The sequence below is a fragment of the Flavobacterium sp. 245 genome (assembly GCF_004362055.1).
Taxonomy (GTDB): Bacteria; Bacteroidota; Bacteroidia; order Flavobacteriales; family Flavobacteriaceae; genus Flavobacterium.
The window spans coordinates 48,386-65,949 of the sequence record NZ_SNXB01000017.1 but is presented as its reverse complement, the minus strand read 5'-3'; the positions used below and the strand labels follow the sequence as shown (position 1 = coordinate 65,949).

Here is a 17,564-nt window from a genome sequence, read left to right as displayed (position 1 = left end):
AGAGTAAAGAGTAAAGAGTAAAGAGTAAAGAGTAAAGAGTAAAGAGTAAAGAGTAAAGAGTAAAGAGTAAAGAGTAAAGAGTAAAGAGTAAAGAGCAAAGAGCAAAGAGCAAAGAGCAAAGAGCAAAGAGTAAAGAATTTGAGCTAAAGTCTATTCTCTTTACTCTTTCTTCTTTTTTCTTTAAAATAATTCGAAATTTATAATTGGTAATTCATAATTAATATTTACATTTGCAGCCTTAACGAGAGGAGGTGTCTATATTATGTTAATTATACCAATTAAAGACGGAGAAAATATCGATAGAGCATTAAAGCGCTATAAAAGAAAATTTGATAAAACAGGAACTGTTCGTCAATTAAGAGCACGTACTGCTTTTATTAAGCCTTCTGTTATCAAAAGAGCTCAAATTCAAAAAGCGTCTTACATTCAAGGCTTGAGAGATAGCTTAGAAAGTTAATATTAGCTTTTTTAAAAATAATAACCGTTAGTAATCAGAAAATTTGATTGCTAACGGTTTTTTTTATGCTTAATTTTGAAATAGTTGTATTGGTGTTTTAAAAATGAACAATTGGTTTTGATGAAAACAAATAAAGATGCTTTTCGTGATTATCTTGAGTTAGAGAAGAAATATTCTGCTCATACTGTTAATGCGTATTTGAGTGATATTTCTTTTTTTGAAGCGTTCAATAAAGAATGTTTTGGGCAAGAAGAAATAGATGGTGTGAATTATGGTCAAATTCGAAGCTGGATTGTTTCTTTGGTTGATGAAGGTGTTTCTAATGTTTCGGTTAATAGAAAAATGGCTTCTTTGAAGGCATTTTATAAATTTCTTCTAAAAACAAAACAAATTGAGGTCAGTCCAATGCTGAAGCATAAGGCTTTGAAGACTCCAAAAAATGTCCAGATTCCTTTTTCTGAAAAAGAACTTGGGGATTTGATGCAGGGGAATGATTTTTCTGGAAGTTTTGAGGAGGTGAGGGATAGGTTGATTGTTGATTTGTTTTACACAACTGGAATGCGGAGGGCTGAGTTGATACATTTAATGCTTTATAATGTTGATTTGACTTCAAATATGGTAAAGGTTTTGGGGAAGCGAAATAAAGAGAGGATTATTCCGCTCCTGCCTATTGTTGTTGATGGGCTTAGGGTTTATTTGAATGAACGAGCTTGCATTGAAAATGTCTCGGATGCGGATTATTTTTTTATTTCAAAAAAAGGATTAAAATTGAGTGAATCTTTTGTGTATCGATTAATAAATTCTTACTTTAGTAGAGTCTCTGAAAAGGTGAAAAAAAGTCCGCATGTGCTTCGGCATACTTTTGCAACTCACTTGTTAAATAACGGGGCAGATTTAAATTCAGTTAAGGAATTGTTAGGGCATTCGAGTTTAGCATCTACTCAAGTATATACTCATAATAGTTTGGCGGAGCTCAAAAAAACATATAATGATGCGCATCCTCGAAATAAATAATGATTTCTGAAATGTTTAACCCTAAAATTAGTATTATGAAGGTAGATGTTCATGCAGTTAACTTTACTGTTGACAGAAAATTGGTGGATTTTATTCAGGAGAGAATGGATAAATTAGAAAAATATTACGACCGAGTGGTGTCGTCAGACGTTTTTTTAAAAGTGGAGAGAACAAGTGATAAGGAGAATAAGGCAGTAGAGATAAAGATTAATGTTCCGGGGGATGATTTTTTGGTGAAAAAGCAGTGTAAGACATTTGAAGAGGCGGTTGAGCTTTCGGCAGAATCATTAGAGCGTTTACTAGTAAAAAGGAAAGAAAAAATAAGAGCACACATATAATTGAAATTTTTTTTAAAAAATGTTTTGATTCAAAGATAAAATAGCTACATTTGCAGTCCGTTAGAAATAGCGGACTTTTTTAATGCATTCGCCGATGTAGCTCAGCTGGCTAGAGCAGCTGATTTGTAATCAGCAGGTCGTGGGTTCGAGTCCCTCTATCGGCTCAAAAATATTTCAAATGCGATTTGAGATTTGTTCTTTAAAACATTGAAAAACAACGTTTTATGATGATTAAAATTTTGGAGTGATGTGAAATCTAAAATTTAAAGTCATGGATTATTTGGGGAGATACTCAAGCGGCCAACGAGGGCAGACTGTAAATCTGCTGTGTGAACTTCGCAGGTTCGAATCCTGCTCTCCCCACAAAAAAAAGAAGTTTAGATTTTGGATTGTGGTTTTTAGGTTATTAAATCTGAAATCTAAATTCAAAAATCTAAAATCAGAACTCTCTGCCGGTGTAGCTCAGGGGTAGAGTGCTTCCTTGGTAAGGAAGAGGTCTCGGGTTCAAATCCCGACATTGGCTCAAGTAAGTAGGAAATTGAAAATTAATATATAACTAAGATTAAAAATTAAGTAAAATGGCAAAGGAGAATTTTAATCGTTCCAAACCGCACTTAAACATAGGTACAATTGGACACGTGGATCACGGAAAAACTACATTAACTGCTGCAATTACAAAAGTATTGTCAGATGCTGGTTATTGTCAAGCAAAATCGTTTGATCAAATCGATAACGCTCCAGAGGAGAAAGAAAGAGGTATTACTATTAATACATCACACGTAGAGTATGAAACAGCTAACCGTCACTACGCTCACGTTGACTGTCCAGGTCACGCGGATTACGTAAAAAACATGGTTACTGGTGCTGCTCAAATGGACGGAGCTATCTTAGTAGTTGCTGCTACAGATGGTCCAATGCCACAAACTCGTGAGCATATCCTTTTAGGTCGTCAGGTTGGTATTCCAAGAATCGTTGTTTTCATGAACAAAGTGGATATGGTTGATGATGCTGAGTTGTTAGAGCTTGTTGAAATGGAAATTAGAGATTTATTATCTTTCTACGAATATGATGGAGATAATGGTCCTGTTGTTCAAGGTTCTGCTTTAGGAGGATTGAATAATGATCCTGCTTGGGTACCAAAAATCATTGAATTAATGGAAGCTGTTGATGCTTGGATCGAAGAGCCAGTGCGTGACGTTGCTAAACCATTCTTGATGCCGGTTGAAGACGTATTTACAATTACTGGTCGTGGAACTGTTGCTACAGGTCGTATCGAAACAGGTATTGCTAATACAGGAGATCCAGTTGAAATCATTGGTATGGGAGCTGATAAATTAACTTCTACTATTACAGGAGTTGAGATGTTCCGTAAAATCCTTGATAGAGGTGAAGCTGGAGATAACGTAGGTTTATTGTTAAGAGGTATTGATAAAGAATCTATCAAAAGAGGAATGGTTATCATTAAGCCAGGATCAGTAAAACCACACGCTACTTTCAAAGCTGAGGTTTATATCTTGAAAAAAGAAGAAGGTGGACGTCATACTCCATTCCATAATAACTACCGTCCACAGTTCTACGTACGTACAACTGACGTAACAGGAGTTATTACTTTACCAGAAGGAGTAGAGATGGTAATGCCAGGAGATAACTTAACTATCAATGTATCTTTATTAAGCCCAATCGCTATGAGCGTAGGTTTACGTTTCGCTATCCGTGAAGGTGGTAGAACTGTAGGTGCAGGTCAGGTTACTGAAATCGTAGGATAATCCTATAAATATTATAAAAAGCCAGTTGATTTTCTTAACCGAAATCACTGGCTTTTAATTACGGGCGTAGTTCAAGGGTAGAATAGCGGTCTCCAAAACCGTTGATGGGGGTTCGAATCCCTCCGCCCGTGCAATAAAAAAATATATCAAATGACAAAAGTTACTAATTATTTATCAGAGGCTTTCGAAGAGTTAAAGTCAAATGTTACTTGGCCAGCTTGGGCTGAAGTTCAAAAATTGACAATTGTTGTGGCTGTATTTTCGATTCTATTTGCTTTGGCAACTTGGGGAGTAGACGAATTTTTTGCAAAAGCGTTGGCTGGATTTTTTAGTTGGTTAAAAAAAGGATAATTTTTTTGTGATGGCAGATAATAATGTGAAAAAATGGTATGTGGTTAGAGCTGTAAGCGGACAAGAAAATAAAGTCAAAGCTTACATCGAAACTGAAATTGCCAGACTAGGTATGGGTGATTATGTTTCCCAAGTTTTAGTGCCTACAGAAAAAGTAGTTACTGTAAAAGAGGGAAAGAAAATGTCTAAGGATAAAGTTTATTTCCCTGGATATGTTATGATCGAAGCCAACTTGGTTGGTGAGATACCTCATATTATTAAGTCTATTACAAGTGTAATTGGATTTTTAGGAGAAATTAAAGGAGGAGAACCTGTTCCTTTAAGATTGTCTGAAGTAAATCGTATGTTAGGTAAAGTAGATGAGTTAGCTGTTAATACAGATACTCGTGCTATTCCTTTCAACTTAGGAGAAACTGTAAAAGTGATTGACGGTCCTTTTAATGGCTTTAACGGTACAGTTGAAAAAATTAATGAAGAAAAGCGTAAACTTGAAGTTATGGTTAAGATTTTCGGAAGAAAAACTCCATTAGAATTAAGTTTTATGCAAGTTGAAAAAGTATAATTTTTTGTTACATATATAATAACCATTGTAATCGCTTCCATTGATTGCAGTGTTAAATTTTTTAAAAATGGCTAAAGAAATTAGTAAGGTAGTTAAACTACAAGTTAAGGGAGGTGCTGCGAATCCGTCGCCACCGGTTGGACCTGCTTTAGGAGCTGCTGGGGTAAACATCATGGAGTTCTGTAAGCAATTTAATGCTAGAACTCAAGATAAACCTGGCAAAATATGCCCAGTGCAAATCACTGTGTATAAAGACAAATCATTTGATTTTGTTGTTAAGACTCCTCCAGCAGCAGTTCAGTTAATGGAAGCTGCAAAGCTAAAATCTGGTTCTGGTGAGCCTAATCGTAAAAAAGTAGCTAGTGTTACTTGGGAACAAATTAGAGCAATTGCTGAAGACAAAATGCCTGACTTAAATGCTTTTACAGTAGAAAAAGCAATGAGTATGGTTGCTGGAACAGCTAGATCTATGGGTATAACTGTATCAGGAGATGCTCCTTTTTAATTAAGAAAAAGACATGGCAAAATTAACAAAAAAGCAAAAAGAGGCTGCTTCAAAAATTGAAAAGAACAAATTATACTCTCTTAAAGATGCTGCGGCATTATTAAAAGTTGTTGCTTCTGCAAAATTTGATGAGTCTGTTGATATCGCAGTTCGTTTGGGTGTAGATCCAAGAAAAGCGAATCAAATGGTAAGAGGTGTGGTTACATTACCTCATGGAACTGGTAAAGATGTTAAAGTATTAGCATTAGTTACTCCAGATAAAGAAGCGGAAGCTAAAGAAGCTGGTGCTGACTATGTAGGTCTTGATGACTATTTACAAAAAATTAAAGATGGTTGGACAGATGTTGATGTTATCATCACTATGCCAGCTGTTATGGGTAAATTAGGTCCATTAGGTCGTATTTTAGGACCTAGAGGTTTAATGCCAAACCCTAAAACAGGTACTGTAACTATGGATGTTGCAAAAGCTGTTCAAGAGGTTAAAGCTGGTAAAATTGACTTTAAAGTTGATAAAACTGGTATCGTTCATGCAGGAATTGGTAAAGTTTCTTTTGGAGCTGAGCAAATTGTTGATAACGCACACGAAATTATTCAAACATTAATAAAACTTAAACCAACTGCTGCTAAAGGTACATACATTAAAGGTATTCACCTTACAAGCACTATGAGTCCTGCTATTGCATTAGACCCAAAAGCAGTATAATTGGTAGTTAAAAATTTTTAGTATGACTAGAGAAGAAAAATCAATCGCGATTGAAAATTTAACTGCGCAGTTAGCTGGTACAAATATCATTTATGTATCTGATATTTCTGGTTTAAACGCAGAAACAACTTCAAACTTACGTAGAGCTTGTTTTAAAGCAGGTATCAAATTAGAAGTTGTAAAGAACACTTTGCTTGCAAAAGCAATGGAAGCTTCTGCTAATGATTATGGTGATTTACCTACAGTTTTAAGTGGTAACAGTGCTATATTTATTTCTGATGTTGCTAACGCACCTGGAAAAATTATCAAAGATTTCCGTAAGAAATCTGATAAACCAGTTTTAAAGGGAGCTTACATCAATTCTGAAATATACATTGGAGATAACCAATTAGATGCATTAGCAACTATTAAATCTAAAGAGGAACTTCTTGGAGAGATTATTGGATTATTACAATCACCAGCTCAAAGAGTTATCTCTGCTTTACAAAACCAATTCGCAGGAAGCGAAGAGGCTGAAGCATAATAACAAAAAGCAAGGGAGTTTTTCTCTTGCAGCTTAAATTAGCGCACAATAATTAAATTATATTTTTACAAATCATTTTAAACGATAGAAAAAATGGCAGATTTGAAACAATTCGCAGAACAATTAGTTAACTTAACAGTTAAAGAAGTTAACGAATTAGCAACAATATTAAAAGACGAGTATGGTATCGAGCCTGCTGCTGCAGCTGTAGTAGTTGCTGCTGGTGGTGGAGAAGGTGCTGCTGAAGAAGCACAAACTGAATTTACAGTTGTATTAAAAGAAGCTGGTGCTTCTAAATTAGCAGTTGTAAAATTAGTAAAAGAACTTACAGGTTTAGGTTTGAAAGAAGCTAAAGATGTAGTTGACGGTGCTCCAAGTAACGTTAAAGAAGGTGTTTCTAAAGAAGAGGCTGAAGGTCTTAAAAAATCATTAGAAGAAGCTGGAGCTGTTGTTGAGTTAAAATAACAAAACTCAGTTTAGAACTAGGTTTAGACCTTGGATGGTAACATCCAAGGGTCTAAACCATTTTTCGTATAATAAAATATATCAAGTTTTATTATCAAATAGTTTAAAATACGAAAAAGTTTTTGATCAATACGAAGAAAAAAAATTGAACTTACTTTTACGGTTTATTTTTAAAGATGTATTGATTATAATAAGAAAGTATAGATTAAACAGTGTGTATTACACAAAAAAATTACTTTTTTTAATCAAAATTTTGTCCATTGATGATAACAAATCAGACTGAAAGATTGAATTTTGCCTCTACAAAAAATATCCCTGACTATCCAGATTTTCTAGATGTTCAGGTTAAATCTTTTAAAGATTTCTTTCAATTAGAAACGAAATCTGACGAAAGAGGCAACGAAGGGTTATACAACACCTTCATGGAAAACTTCCCAATTACAGATACAAGAAATAACTTTGTATTGGAATTCCTAGATTATTTTGTTGATCCGCCACGTTATACAATTCAAGAATGTATAGAGAGAGGTCTTACTTATAGTGTGCCTTTAAAAGCAAGGTTAAAACTATACTGTACAGATCCAGAACACGAAGATTTTGAAACAATTGTACAAGATGTTTATCTTGGAACAATACCTTACATGACTCCAAGTGGTACTTTTGTAATCAATGGTGCCGAGCGTGTTGTAGTATCACAATTACACCGTTCTCCTGGGGTTTTCTTTGGACAGTCATTCCACGCAAATGGAACTAAACTTTATTCTGCAAGAGTAATTCCTTTTAAAGGATCTTGGATAGAATTCTCTACAGATATTAATAGCGTAATGTACGCTTATATCGATAGAAAGAAAAAATTACCTGTTACAACTTTATTCCGTGCTATTGGATTCGAAAGAGATAAGGATATCCTTGAAATTTTCGACTTAGCAGAAGAAATTAAAGTTTCTAAAACTGGTATTAAGAAATATATTGGAAGAAGACTTGCTGCGCGTGTATTGAACACATGGCACGAGGATTTCGTTGATGAAGATACTGGAGAAGTAGTTTCTATCGAACGTAATGAAATCATCCTTGATCGTGATACTATTATCGATAAAGATAATGTTGAAGAAATCATCGATTCTAACGTAAAATCTATTTTGTTACATAAAGAGGATAATAACCAAGCAGATTATGCTATTATCCACAACACGTTACAAAAAGATCCAACAAACTCTGAAAAAGAAGCTGTTGAGCATATCTACAGACAATTGCGTAATGCAGAACCGCCTGATGAAGAAACTGCTCGTGGTATTATAGATAAATTGTTCTTCTCTGATCAACGTTATAACTTAGGTGAAGTTGGTCGTTACAGAATGAACAAAAAACTTGGTTTAGATATCCCAATGGAAAAGCAAGTGCTAACCAAAGAAGATATCATTACCATTGTAAAATATTTGATCGAATTAATTAACTCTAAAGCAGAGATTGATGATATTGATCACTTATCAAACCGTCGTGTTAGAACAGTTGGAGAACAATTGTCTCAACAATTCGGTGTTGGTTTAGCACGTATGGCTAGAACTATTCGTGAGAGAATGAACGTTAGAGATAACGAGGTGTTTACACCAATTGATTTGATTAATGCTAAAACATTATCATCAGTTATCAACTCTTTCTTTGGTACTAACCAGTTATCTCAATTTATGGATCAAACGAATCCATTAGCTGAGATTACACACAAAAGAAGATTATCTGCACTTGGACCTGGCGGACTTTCGAGAGAGAGAGCTGGTTTCGAGGTTCGTGACGTTCACTATACACACTATGGTCGTTTATGTCCGATTGAAACTCCAGAGGGACCAAACATTGGTTTGATTTCATCTCTTGGTGTTTATGCAAAAGTAAACGGAATGGGTTTCATTGAAACTCCATACCGTAAAGTAACTAATGGTGTAGTTGATTTAGAAAGTACTCCAATTTACTTAAGTGCTGAAGAAGAAGAAGGAAAAATGATTGCTCAGGCAAACATTGAAATGGATGCTTCAGGTAAGATTACAGCGAGCAATGTTATTGCTCGTGAGGAAGGTGACTTCCCGGTTGTTGAACCATCAGCAGTACATTATACAGACGTTGCTCCTAACCAGATCGCTTCGATTTCTGCTTCATTGATTCCTTTCTTGGAGCATGATGATGCGAATAGAGCCTTGATGGGATCTAACATGATGCGTCAGGCGGTTCCTTTGATCCGTCCAGAAGCGCCGATTGTTGGTACAGGTTTAGAGCGTCAAGTAGCTTCAGATTCAAGAGTATTGATCAATGCTGAAGGGCATGGAACTGTTGAATATGTAGATGCTAATATCATTACTATCAAATACGACCGTACTGAAGATGAAAGAATGGTTAGTTTTGATGCTGATGAGAAAACTTACAACTTAATTAAATTTAGAAAAACCAATCAAGGTACAAGTATTAACTTGAAGCCAATCGTAAGAAAAGGTGATAGAGTTATTCCTGGACAAGTATTGTCTGAAGGGTATGCTACTCAAAATGGAGAATTAGCTTTAGGTAGAAACTTAAAAGTTGCGTTCATGCCATGGAAAGGGTACAACTTCGAGGATGCGATTGTAATTTCTGAAAAAGTAGTTCGTGATGATATTTTTACATCTATCCACGTTGATGATTATTCATTAGAGGTTAGAGATACTAAGTTAGGAAATGAAGAGTTAACAAACGATATTCCTAACGTTTCTGAAGAAGCTACTAAAGATTTAGATGAAAACGGTATGATTAGAATTGGAGCAGAGGTTAAACCTGGCGACATTTTGATCGGAAAAATTACACCAAAAGGAGAATCAGATCCTACTCCAGAGGAGAAATTGCTTCGTGCAATCTTCGGAGATAAAGCTGGTGATGTAAAAGATGCTTCATTGAAAGCTTCTCCATCTTTACATGGTGTAGTTCTTGACAAAAAATTATTTGCAAGAGCCGTAAAAGATAAACGTAAACGTACTCAGGATAAAGATGCTTTAGGCGCTTTAGAAATGGAATTCGAAACTAAATTTGTTGAATTAAAAGACAGATTGGTTGAGAAATTATTCTTGATCGTTAACGGAAAAACATCTCAAGGTGTAATGAATGATTTGGGTGAAGAAGTTTTACCAAAAGGTAAAAAATATACTCAAAAAATGCTTTACGCAGTAGAAGATTTTGCTCACTTAAGCAAAGGTCAATGGGTTGCTGACGATGCTACAAATAAAATGGTTAATGATTTGATTCATAACTATAAAATTAAGCTGAATGACTTACAAGGATCTTTAAGAAGAGAAAAATTCACTATTACAGTTGGAGATGAATTACCATCTGGAATCTTGAAATTGGCTAAAATCTATATCGCTAAAAAACGTAAGTTAAAAGTTGGTGATAAAATGGCAGGACGTCACGGTAACAAAGGTATTGTTGCAAGAATCGTTCGTCATGAAGATATGCCTTTCTTGGAGGATGGAACACCAGTAGATATCGTATTGAATCCACTTGGGGTACCTTCACGTATGAACATTGGTCAGATTTATGAGACTGTTCTTGGATGGGCTGGTATGAACTTGGGTAGAAAATTTGCTACTCCAATTTTTGATGGTGCTTCCCTTGACGAAATCAATGCTTTGACTGATGAAGCTAATGTACCACGTTTCGGACATACATACCTTTATGATGGTGGAACTGGAGAGCGTTTTGCACAAAAAGCAACTGTGGGTGTAATTTACATGCTTAAATTAGGACACATGGTTGATGATAAGATGCACGCACGTTCTATCGGACCATACTCATTGATTACGCAACAGCCACTTGGAGGTAAGGCTCAATTTGGAGGTCAGCGTTTTGGAGAGATGGAGGTTTGGGCACTTGAGGCTTATGGAGCTTCTAGTACACTACGTGAAATCTTGACTGTTAAGTCTGATGATGTTATTGGTAGAGCTAAAACTTACGAAGCTATCGTTAAAGGTGAGACTATGCCAGAACCAGGTTTACCAGAATCATTCAATGTATTAATGCACGAATTGAAAGGTCTAGGTTTAGATCTTCGTTTGGAAGAATAAATAAAAGTTTTGTAGTCAGTCTCATTTTTTAATGGGACTGATTACTCATTTATAAAAGTTTTTAAAGATTTATACCCGTAAACCGTTCCGATTTTTTATAATAATGCAAGGCATTTTATAACTAGCGCTTCAAATTAATTTTGAGGTTTAGAGAAGTAACCCGAGGTAGTAGCTGAATGATTAACTCTTATATTTCTAAGAGTAGATTATAAATCTAAATTCAATTTTTTAATTGCAAATAAATCAATAGTAAAAACTATGATGAATAACAGAAACAATAAAGATAAGAATCCAGTAAAAAGATTTAACAAAATTTCTATTGGATTGGCTTCGCCAGAATCTATCTTGAAAGAATCAAGAGGAGAGGTGTTGAAACCAGAAACTATCAACTACAGAACTCACAAACCAGAGCGTGACGGACTTTTCTGCGAAAGAATCTTCGGACCTGTTAAGGATTTTGAGTGTGCTTGTGGTAAATATAAAAGAATTCGTTACAAAGGTATTATCTGTGACCGTTGTGGTGTTGAAGTTACTGAGAAAAAAGTACGTCGTGATAGAGTAGGACACATCAACCTTGTTGTGCCAATTGCTCACATCTGGTATTTCCGTTCTCTTCCAAACAAAATTGGTTATATCCTTGGTCTTCCATCTAAGAAATTAGATATGATTATTTACTACGAAAGATACGTAGTAATCCAGGCTGGTATTGCTAAAAATGCAGATGGAGAATCATTACAAAGATTAGATTTCTTAACTGAAGAAGAATATTTGAATATTTTAGATACTCTTCCACAAGAAAATCAATATTTAGATGATATGGATCCTAATAAATTTGTTGCCAAAATGGGAGCAGAGTGTATTATGGATTTATTGGCTCGTATTGACTTAGATGCTTTATCTTATGAATTAAGACACAGCGCTAACAACGAAACATCTAAACAACGTAAAACTGAAGCTTTAAAAAGATTACAAGTTGTTGAGTCTTTCCGTGAGTCTAACTTAAACCGCGAAAATCGTCCTGAGTGGATGATCATGAAAGTGGTTCCTGTTATTCCACCAGAATTACGTCCGCTTGTGCCACTTGATGGAGGTCGTTTTGCAACTTCAGATTTAAATGATTTATACCGTCGTGTAATTATCCGTAACAACCGTTTGAAAAGATTAATGGAGATTAAAGCTCCGGAAGTTATCTTAAGAAACGAAAAACGTATGTTACAAGAATCTGTAGATTCATTATTTGATAACACTCGTAAAGCTTCTGCAGTTAAAACAGAATCTAACAGACCATTAAAATCATTATCTGATTCATTAAAAGGTAAGCAAGGACGTTTCCGTCAAAACTTACTTGGAAAACGTGTGGATTATTCTGCTCGTTCGGTAATTGTTGTTGGTCCTGAATTAAAATTATTCGAATGTGGATTGCCAAAAGATATGGCATCTGAATTATACAAACCTTTCGTTATCCGTAAATTGATTGAAAGAGGTATTGTTAAAACAGTGAAATCTGCTAAGAAAATCATAGACAAAAAAGAGCCTGTAGTTTGGGATATCCTTGAAAATGTAATTAAAGGTCACCCAGTATTGCTTAACCGTGCTCCTACGTTACACAGACTTGGTATTCAGGCTTTTCAACCAAAATTAATTGAAGGAAAAGCGATCCAATTGCACCCATTAGTATGTACGGCTTTCAACGCCGATTTTGATGGGGATCAGATGGCAGTTCACTTGCCATTAGGACCAGAGGCTATTTTAGAGGCACAATTGTTAATGTTAGCTTCTCACAATATCTTGAACCCGGCAAATGGTGCTCCAATTACTGTACCTTCTCAGGATATGGTCTTGGGTCTATATTATATGACCAAAGAACGTATTTCAACTCCAGAACATGTAATTTTAGGTCAAGACTTAACGTTCTATTCTGCTGAAGAAGTAAACATTGCATTAAACGAAGGAAGATTAGAATTGAATGCTCGTGTGAAAATTAGAGCAAAAGATTTTAATGATGCTGGAGAATTAGTGTACAAAATCATTCAAACAACTGCAGGACGTGTATTATTTAATGAAGTAGTACCTGAAGCAGCTGGATATATCAATGATGTATTGACTAAGAAAAACCTTAGAGATATTATCGGACACATTTTAAGTGTGACTGATGTACCTACAACGGCAGCTTTCTTGGATAATATGAAAGATATGGGGTATAAATTCGCATTTAGAGGAGGTTTATCATTCTCTTTAGGTGATATTAGAATTCCAGAACAAAAAACTAAGTTAATTGCAGATGCTAGAGAGCAAGTTGAAGGTATCTCAACTAACTATAACATGGGTCTTATTACAAATAACGAGCGTTACAACCAAGTTATTGACGTATGGACTTCAGCAAATGCGCAGTTAACAGAATTAGCAATGAAAAATATTAGAGAAGACCAACAAGGTTTCAACTCTGTATATATGATGCTTGACTCTGGGGCGAGGGGTTCTAAGGAACAGATTCGTCAGTTAACTGGTATGCGTGGTTTAATGGCTAAGCCTAAAAAATCTACTGCTGGTGGTGGTGAGATTATTGAAAACCCGATTCTTTCTAACTTTAAGGAGGGTCTTTCGATCCTTGAGTACTTTATTTCTACTCACGGTGCTCGTAAAGGTCTTGCGGATACGGCTCTTAAAACGGCCGATGCTGGTTACTTAACAAGAAGGCTTCATGACGTTTCTCAAGATGTTATTGTTAACATCGAAGATTGTGGAACTCTTAGAGGTGTTGAAGTTGCTGCATTGAAGAAAAATGAGGAAATCGTTGAGTCATTAGGAGAAAGAATTTTAGGACGTGTTGCATTGCAAGATGTTATAAATCCACTTACTAATGAAGTAATGGTTCAATCTGGTCAACAAATTACTGAGGCAATTATGAGAACTATCGAAGCTTCTCCTATTGAAAAAGTAGAGGTTAGATCTCCATTAACTTGTGAAGCTTTAAAAGGTATTTGTGCTAAATGTTACGGTAGAAATTTAGCTACTGGTAAGATGACACAAAGAGGTGAAGCTGTCGGAGTTATTGCAGCTCAATCTATTGGAGAGCCAGGTACACAGTTGACACTTCGTACGTTCCACGTTGGAGGGGTTGCTGGAGGTATTTCTGAAGAATCTAGTATTGTTACAAGATTCAACGGTAGACTTGAAATTGAAGATTTAAAGACAGTTAAAGGAGAAGACGGAGAAGGAAACTCTGTTGATATCGTAGTTTCACGTTCAACTGAGTTGAAATTAGTTGACGAGAAAACTGGAATTGTTTTAAATACGCATAACATTCCTTACGGATCTAGTATTTTTGTAAATGATGGTGATACTGTCGCAAAAGGAACTGTAATCTGTAAATGGGATCCATATAACGGTGTAATTGTTTCTGAATTTACTGGTAAGATTGCTTACGAGGATTTAGAACAAGGACAATCGTTCATGGTTGAAATCGATGAGCAGACTGGTTTCCAAGAAAAAGTAATTTCTGAGGCTAGAAACAAAAAATTAATCCCAACTTTATTGGTTTACGGTAAAGAAGGTGAATTGATTCGTTCGTACAACTTACCAGTAGGTGCACACTTAATGGTTGAGAATGGGGAGAAAATTAAAGCAGGTAAAGTATTGGTTAAAATCCCACGTCGTTCTTCTAAAGCAGGCGATATCACGGGAGGTCTTCCAAGAATTACTGAGTTGCTTGAAGCTCGTAACCCTTCAAACCCAGCAGTTGTATCTGAAATCGATGGTGTTGTATCTTTCGGAAAAATTAAAAGAGGTAACCGTGAGATCGTTATCGAGTCTAAATTTGGTGAAATTAAAAAGTATTTAGTTAAACTTTCTAGCCAAATCTTAGTACAAGAAAATGACTTCGTAAGAGCGGGAGTTCCATTGTCTGATGGTGCAATTACACCAGATGATATCTTAAGAATTCAAGGTCCAGCTGCTGTTCAACAGTACTTGGTAAATGAAATTCAAGAGGTTTACCGTTTACAAGGGGTAAAAATTAATGACAAGCACTTTGAGGTAGTTATTCGTCAAATGATGCGTAAAGTAAGAGTTCAGGATCCAGGTGATACTTTATTCTTAGAAGACCAATTAATTCATACTAAAGATTTCATCGTTCAAAACGATAAATTATACGGTATGAAAGTAGTTGAAGATGCTGGAGATTCTTCAGTATTGAAACCAGGTCAGATTATTACACCTCGTGAATTGCGTGATGAAAATTCATTATTGAAACGAAATGATAAAAATCTTGTTGTAGCAAGAGATGTAATTACTGCAACTGCAACGCCAGTTCTTCAAGGTATTACAAGAGCTTCGTTACAAACTAAATCATTCATTTCTGCGGCTTCATTCCAGGAGACAACGAAAGTACTTAACGAAGCTGCTGTAGCTGGTAAAGTTGATGATTTAGAAGGATTAAAAGAAAATGTAATTGTTGGACACAGAATTCCTGCAGGAACTGGTATGAGAGAATACGATAATACAATCGTAGGATCTAAAGACGATTACAACGAAATGATGGCTAATAAAGAAGAATACATTTATTAATTAGGAAACTATGAGTAATCCGAAACAACAACAAGAGCAAATTAATATTGAGTTAGATGAAACTATTGCAGAAGGAATTTATTCTAATCTTGCGATTATAAATCACTCATCATCAGAGTTTGTTTTAGATTTTGTAAGCATTATGCCAGGTATTCCTAAAGCCAAGGTAAAGTCAAGAATTGTTTTGACACCACAACATGCTAAAAGATTATTAAGAGCAATAGGTGAAAACATCCATAGATTTGAAGCCGCTCATGGCGAAATCAAAGAAACGGAACAAGCGCCAATTCCGCTTAATTTTGGTCCTGCGGGACAAGCATAAATTCAAAAGCCCCAGTAATGGGGCTTTTTTTTTTGACATGTATTTTTTGATATTGCAGTTTATCCGATTTAATAAGTATTTCATCGACTAAATTTCTCCCTTCTTTAAGATTGAAGTATTTTAGTAGAACCTAATTAGAAAAAAATTATTTGGGAATAATGAACTTAGTAAGGTTGTGTTAATTCAAATAAAAAAAAGCGCTATAGATATATAGCGCTTTTTTTATATTTGAATTTGTAGAATAATTAATCAAATTCTGAAGTGAAAAATAATTTCACACTTGGATATTTACTCTGTGTCATTTGAATCGTAAAATCAGAATCGGCTAAAAATACTAATTGGCCATATTTATCATGAGCAAGGAATTTTTGCTTGATACGTTTAAATTCTTTGAATTCTTCATTTTTGGCATCGTCCGGTTTTACCCAGCATGCTTTATGAACTGGGAAATTTTCATAGGTACATTTTGCACCATATTCGTGCTCTAGACGATATTGAATAACTTCATATTGAAGTGCTCCAACAGTTCCAATTACTTTTCTATTATTCATTTCTAAAGTAAACAACTGTGCTACTCCTTCATCCATCAACTGATCGACTCCTTTTTCTAATTGCTTAGCTTTCATTGGATCAGCATTATTGATATATCTAAAGTGTTCTGGAGAGAAACTAGGAATTCCTTTAAAGCTCATTATTTCGCCTTCAGTTAAAGTATCTCCAATTTTAAAGTTTCCAGTATCATGTAAACCAACGATATCTCCAGGATAAGAAATGTCTACAATTTCTTTTTTCTCAGCAAAAAATGCATTCGGACTAGAGAATTTTAAATTTTTCTTCTGACGAACGTGGTAATAGGGTTTGTTTCTTTCGAAAGTTCCAGAAACAATTTTTATAAAAGCTAAACGGTCACGATGTTTTGGATCCATATTAGCATGGATTTTAAATACAAAACCAGACATTTTTTCTTCAGCCGGATCAACCAAACGAGTTTCAGAATCTTTTGGTCTTGGAGATGGGGCGATCGTCACAAAACAATCTAACAATTCGCGAACTCCAAAATTATTTAAAGCTGAACCAAAGAATACAGGCTGAATTTTTCCGTCTAAATAATCCTGACGCTCAAATTTTGGATAAACTTCATCGATCAATTCTAATTCTTCACGAAGTTTTTCCGCTGCTTTTTGACCAACGATTTTATCTAATTCCGGATTATTCTGAACATCAGAAAAAGCAATAGTTTCTTCAATGTTTTTACGGCTGTCTCCACTAAAAAGATTGATGTTTTCTTCCCATAAGTTGTAAATTCCTTGGAAATCATAACCCATTCCGATTGGGAAACTTAAAGGAGTGACTTTTAACCCTAATTTTTGTTCTACTTCATCCATCAAATCGAAAGCATCTTTACCTTCACGATCTAATTTATTGATGAAAACAATCATAGGAATATTACGCATTCTACAAACTGAAACCAATTTTTCAGTTTGTTCCTCAACCCCTTTTGCAACGTCAATTACAACAATTACACTGTCTACAGCAGTTAAAGTTCTAAAAGTATCTTCAGCAAAATCCTTGTGTCCAGGTGTATCAAGAATATTGATTTTTTTGTCTTTATAATTAAAAGCAAGCACAGAAGTTGAAACCGAAATACCTCTTTGGCGTTCGATTTCCATAAAGTCACTCGTTGCTCCTTTTTTAATTTTATTGTTTTTTACAGCTCCGGCTTCTTGAATAGCACCTCCAAATAACAATAATTTTTCAGTCAAGGTTGTTTTACCGGCATCGGGATGCGATATAATTCCGAAGGTTCTTCTGCGTTGTATTTCTTTTAAAAAGCTCATATTTCGTATAAATAGGTTGCAAAAGTACTATTAAATACGGCTTTATAAAAATATTCACTTCTTAAATTTGGAAGTCTT

14 protein-coding genes and 4 tRNA genes are annotated in these 17,564 nt (G+C 35.1%); 17 read left to right on the top strand and 1 reads right to left on the bottom strand.

Going from position 1 to position 17,564, the window contains the following annotated elements; all coding sequences use genetic code 11:
* The first annotated feature begins 262 nt into the window (after positions 1 to 262).
* The 17 genes from rpsU (at position 263) to EV145_RS21680 (ending at position 15,648) form a co-directional block, all read left to right on the top strand.
* Positions 263 to 457: a 30S ribosomal protein S21 gene (gene rpsU, locus EV145_RS21760; RefSeq protein WP_133527274.1), complete on the top strand. Its 195-nt coding sequence runs from the start codon at positions 263 to 265 to the stop codon at positions 455 to 457.
* Positions 458 to 577: 120 nt separating this feature from the next.
* Positions 578 to 1,471, top strand: coding sequence for a tyrosine-type recombinase/integrase (locus tag EV145_RS21755; protein ID WP_133527273.1), 894 nt, complete (start codon positions 578 to 580; stop codon positions 1,469 to 1,471).
* A 35-nt stretch (positions 1,472 to 1,506) separates the two neighbouring features.
* Entirely contained in the window at positions 1,507 to 1,809 is a 303-nt protein-coding gene (hpf, locus tag EV145_RS21750; protein ID WP_035652108.1) for a ribosome hibernation-promoting factor, HPF/YfiA family, read from the top strand.
* 90 nt (positions 1,810 to 1,899) lie between these two features.
* Positions 1,900 to 1,973, top strand: a tRNA-Thr gene (locus EV145_RS21745).
* 118 nt (positions 1,974 to 2,091) lie between these two features.
* Positions 2,092 to 2,172 (top strand) — tRNA-Tyr (locus tag EV145_RS21740).
* A gap of 88 nt (positions 2,173 to 2,260) precedes the next feature.
* Positions 2,261 to 2,332 (top strand) — tRNA-Thr (locus EV145_RS21735).
* Between the two features lie 55 nt (positions 2,333 to 2,387).
* The gene (tuf, locus tag EV145_RS21730) at positions 2,388 to 3,575 is read left to right on the top strand and encodes an elongation factor Tu (RefSeq protein WP_007807448.1); all 1,188 of its coding nucleotides are present in this window, start codon (positions 2,388 to 2,390) and stop codon (positions 3,573 to 3,575) included.
* Positions 3,576 to 3,635: 60 nt separating this feature from the next.
* Positions 3,636 to 3,706 (top strand) — tRNA-Trp (locus EV145_RS21725).
* Between the two features lie 19 nt (positions 3,707 to 3,725).
* Positions 3,726 to 3,926, top strand: a complete 201-nt coding sequence (gene secE, locus EV145_RS21720; RefSeq protein WP_029273443.1) for a preprotein translocase subunit SecE — start codon at positions 3,726 to 3,728, stop codon at positions 3,924 to 3,926.
* 10 nt (positions 3,927 to 3,936) lie between these two features.
* The gene (gene nusG / locus EV145_RS21715; protein ID WP_029273444.1) at positions 3,937 to 4,488 is read left to right on the top strand and encodes a transcription termination/antitermination protein NusG; all 552 of its coding nucleotides are present in this window, start codon (positions 3,937 to 3,939) and stop codon (positions 4,486 to 4,488) included.
* Between the two features lie 67 nt (positions 4,489 to 4,555).
* Complete coding sequence (gene rplK, locus EV145_RS21710) at positions 4,556 to 4,993, top strand: 50S ribosomal protein L11 (protein WP_026713295.1); 438 nt, start codon at positions 4,556 to 4,558, stop codon at positions 4,991 to 4,993.
* A gap of 13 nt (positions 4,994 to 5,006) precedes the next feature.
* Positions 5,007 to 5,696 carry a 50S ribosomal protein L1 gene (gene rplA / locus EV145_RS21705; protein ID WP_035619180.1) on the top strand — a complete coding sequence of 230 codons (690 nt, stop codon included), beginning with the start codon at positions 5,007 to 5,009 and terminating at the stop codon, positions 5,694 to 5,696.
* Between the two features lie 22 nt (positions 5,697 to 5,718).
* On the top strand, positions 5,719 to 6,219 hold the full coding sequence (gene rplJ, locus EV145_RS21700) for a 50S ribosomal protein L10 (RefSeq protein ID WP_133527272.1): 501 nt from the start codon (positions 5,719 to 5,721) through the stop codon (positions 6,217 to 6,219).
* Positions 6,220 to 6,312: 93 nt separating this feature from the next.
* The gene (rplL, locus tag EV145_RS21695) at positions 6,313 to 6,684 is read left to right on the top strand and encodes a 50S ribosomal protein L7/L12 (RefSeq protein WP_007807437.1); all 372 of its coding nucleotides are present in this window, start codon (positions 6,313 to 6,315) and stop codon (positions 6,682 to 6,684) included.
* A gap of 263 nt (positions 6,685 to 6,947) precedes the next feature.
* A complete protein-coding gene (gene rpoB, locus EV145_RS21690) occupies positions 6,948 to 10,760 on the top strand; it encodes a DNA-directed RNA polymerase subunit beta (RefSeq protein WP_133527271.1) in 3,813 nt (1,270 codons plus the stop codon).
* Between the two features lie 258 nt (positions 10,761 to 11,018).
* Complete coding sequence (gene rpoC / locus EV145_RS21685; protein ID WP_133527270.1) at positions 11,019 to 15,326, top strand: DNA-directed RNA polymerase subunit beta'; 4,308 nt, start codon at positions 11,019 to 11,021, stop codon at positions 15,324 to 15,326.
* Between the two features lie 10 nt (positions 15,327 to 15,336).
* The gene (locus tag EV145_RS21680) at positions 15,337 to 15,648 is read left to right on the top strand and encodes a DUF3467 domain-containing protein (RefSeq protein WP_012024017.1); all 312 of its coding nucleotides are present in this window, start codon (positions 15,337 to 15,339) and stop codon (positions 15,646 to 15,648) included.
* Positions 15,649 to 15,893: 245 nt separating this feature from the next.
* On the opposite strand, the gene EV145_RS21675 is transcribed toward EV145_RS21680, so the two are convergent.
* Positions 15,894 to 17,486 carry a peptide chain release factor 3 gene (locus tag EV145_RS21675; protein ID WP_133527269.1) on the bottom strand — a complete coding sequence of 531 codons (1,593 nt, stop codon included), beginning with the start codon at positions 17,484 to 17,486 and terminating at the stop codon, positions 15,894 to 15,896.
* Positions 17,487 to 17,564: the final 78 nt, after the last annotated feature.

Coding starts and splice junctions, on each gene's coding strand:
- rpsU (WP_133527274.1), top strand. CDS start 263: ATGTTAATTATACCAATTAAAGACGGAGAAAATATCGATAGAGCATTA.
- EV145_RS21755 (WP_133527273.1), top strand. CDS start 578: ATGAAAACAAATAAAGATGCTTTTCGTGATTATCTTGAGTTAGAGAAG.
- hpf (WP_035652108.1), top strand. CDS start 1,507: ATGAAGGTAGATGTTCATGCAGTTAACTTTACTGTTGACAGAAAATTG.
- tuf (WP_007807448.1), top strand. CDS start 2,388: ATGGCAAAGGAGAATTTTAATCGTTCCAAACCGCACTTAAACATAGGT.
- secE (WP_029273443.1), top strand. CDS start 3,726: ATGACAAAAGTTACTAATTATTTATCAGAGGCTTTCGAAGAGTTAAAG.
- nusG (WP_029273444.1), top strand. CDS start 3,937: ATGGCAGATAATAATGTGAAAAAATGGTATGTGGTTAGAGCTGTAAGC.
- rplK (WP_026713295.1), top strand. CDS start 4,556: ATGGCTAAAGAAATTAGTAAGGTAGTTAAACTACAAGTTAAGGGAGGT.
- rplA (WP_035619180.1), top strand. CDS start 5,007: ATGGCAAAATTAACAAAAAAGCAAAAAGAGGCTGCTTCAAAAATTGAA.
- rplJ (WP_133527272.1), top strand. CDS start 5,719: ATGACTAGAGAAGAAAAATCAATCGCGATTGAAAATTTAACTGCGCAG.
- rplL (WP_007807437.1), top strand. CDS start 6,313: ATGGCAGATTTGAAACAATTCGCAGAACAATTAGTTAACTTAACAGTT.
- rpoB (WP_133527271.1), top strand. CDS start 6,948: ATGATAACAAATCAGACTGAAAGATTGAATTTTGCCTCTACAAAAAAT.
- rpoC (WP_133527270.1), top strand. CDS start 11,019: ATGATGAATAACAGAAACAATAAAGATAAGAATCCAGTAAAAAGATTT.
- EV145_RS21680 (WP_012024017.1), top strand. CDS start 15,337: ATGAGTAATCCGAAACAACAACAAGAGCAAATTAATATTGAGTTAGAT.
- EV145_RS21675 (WP_133527269.1), bottom strand. CDS start 17,486: ATGAGCTTTTTAAAAGAAATACAACGCAGAAGAACCTTCGGAATTATA.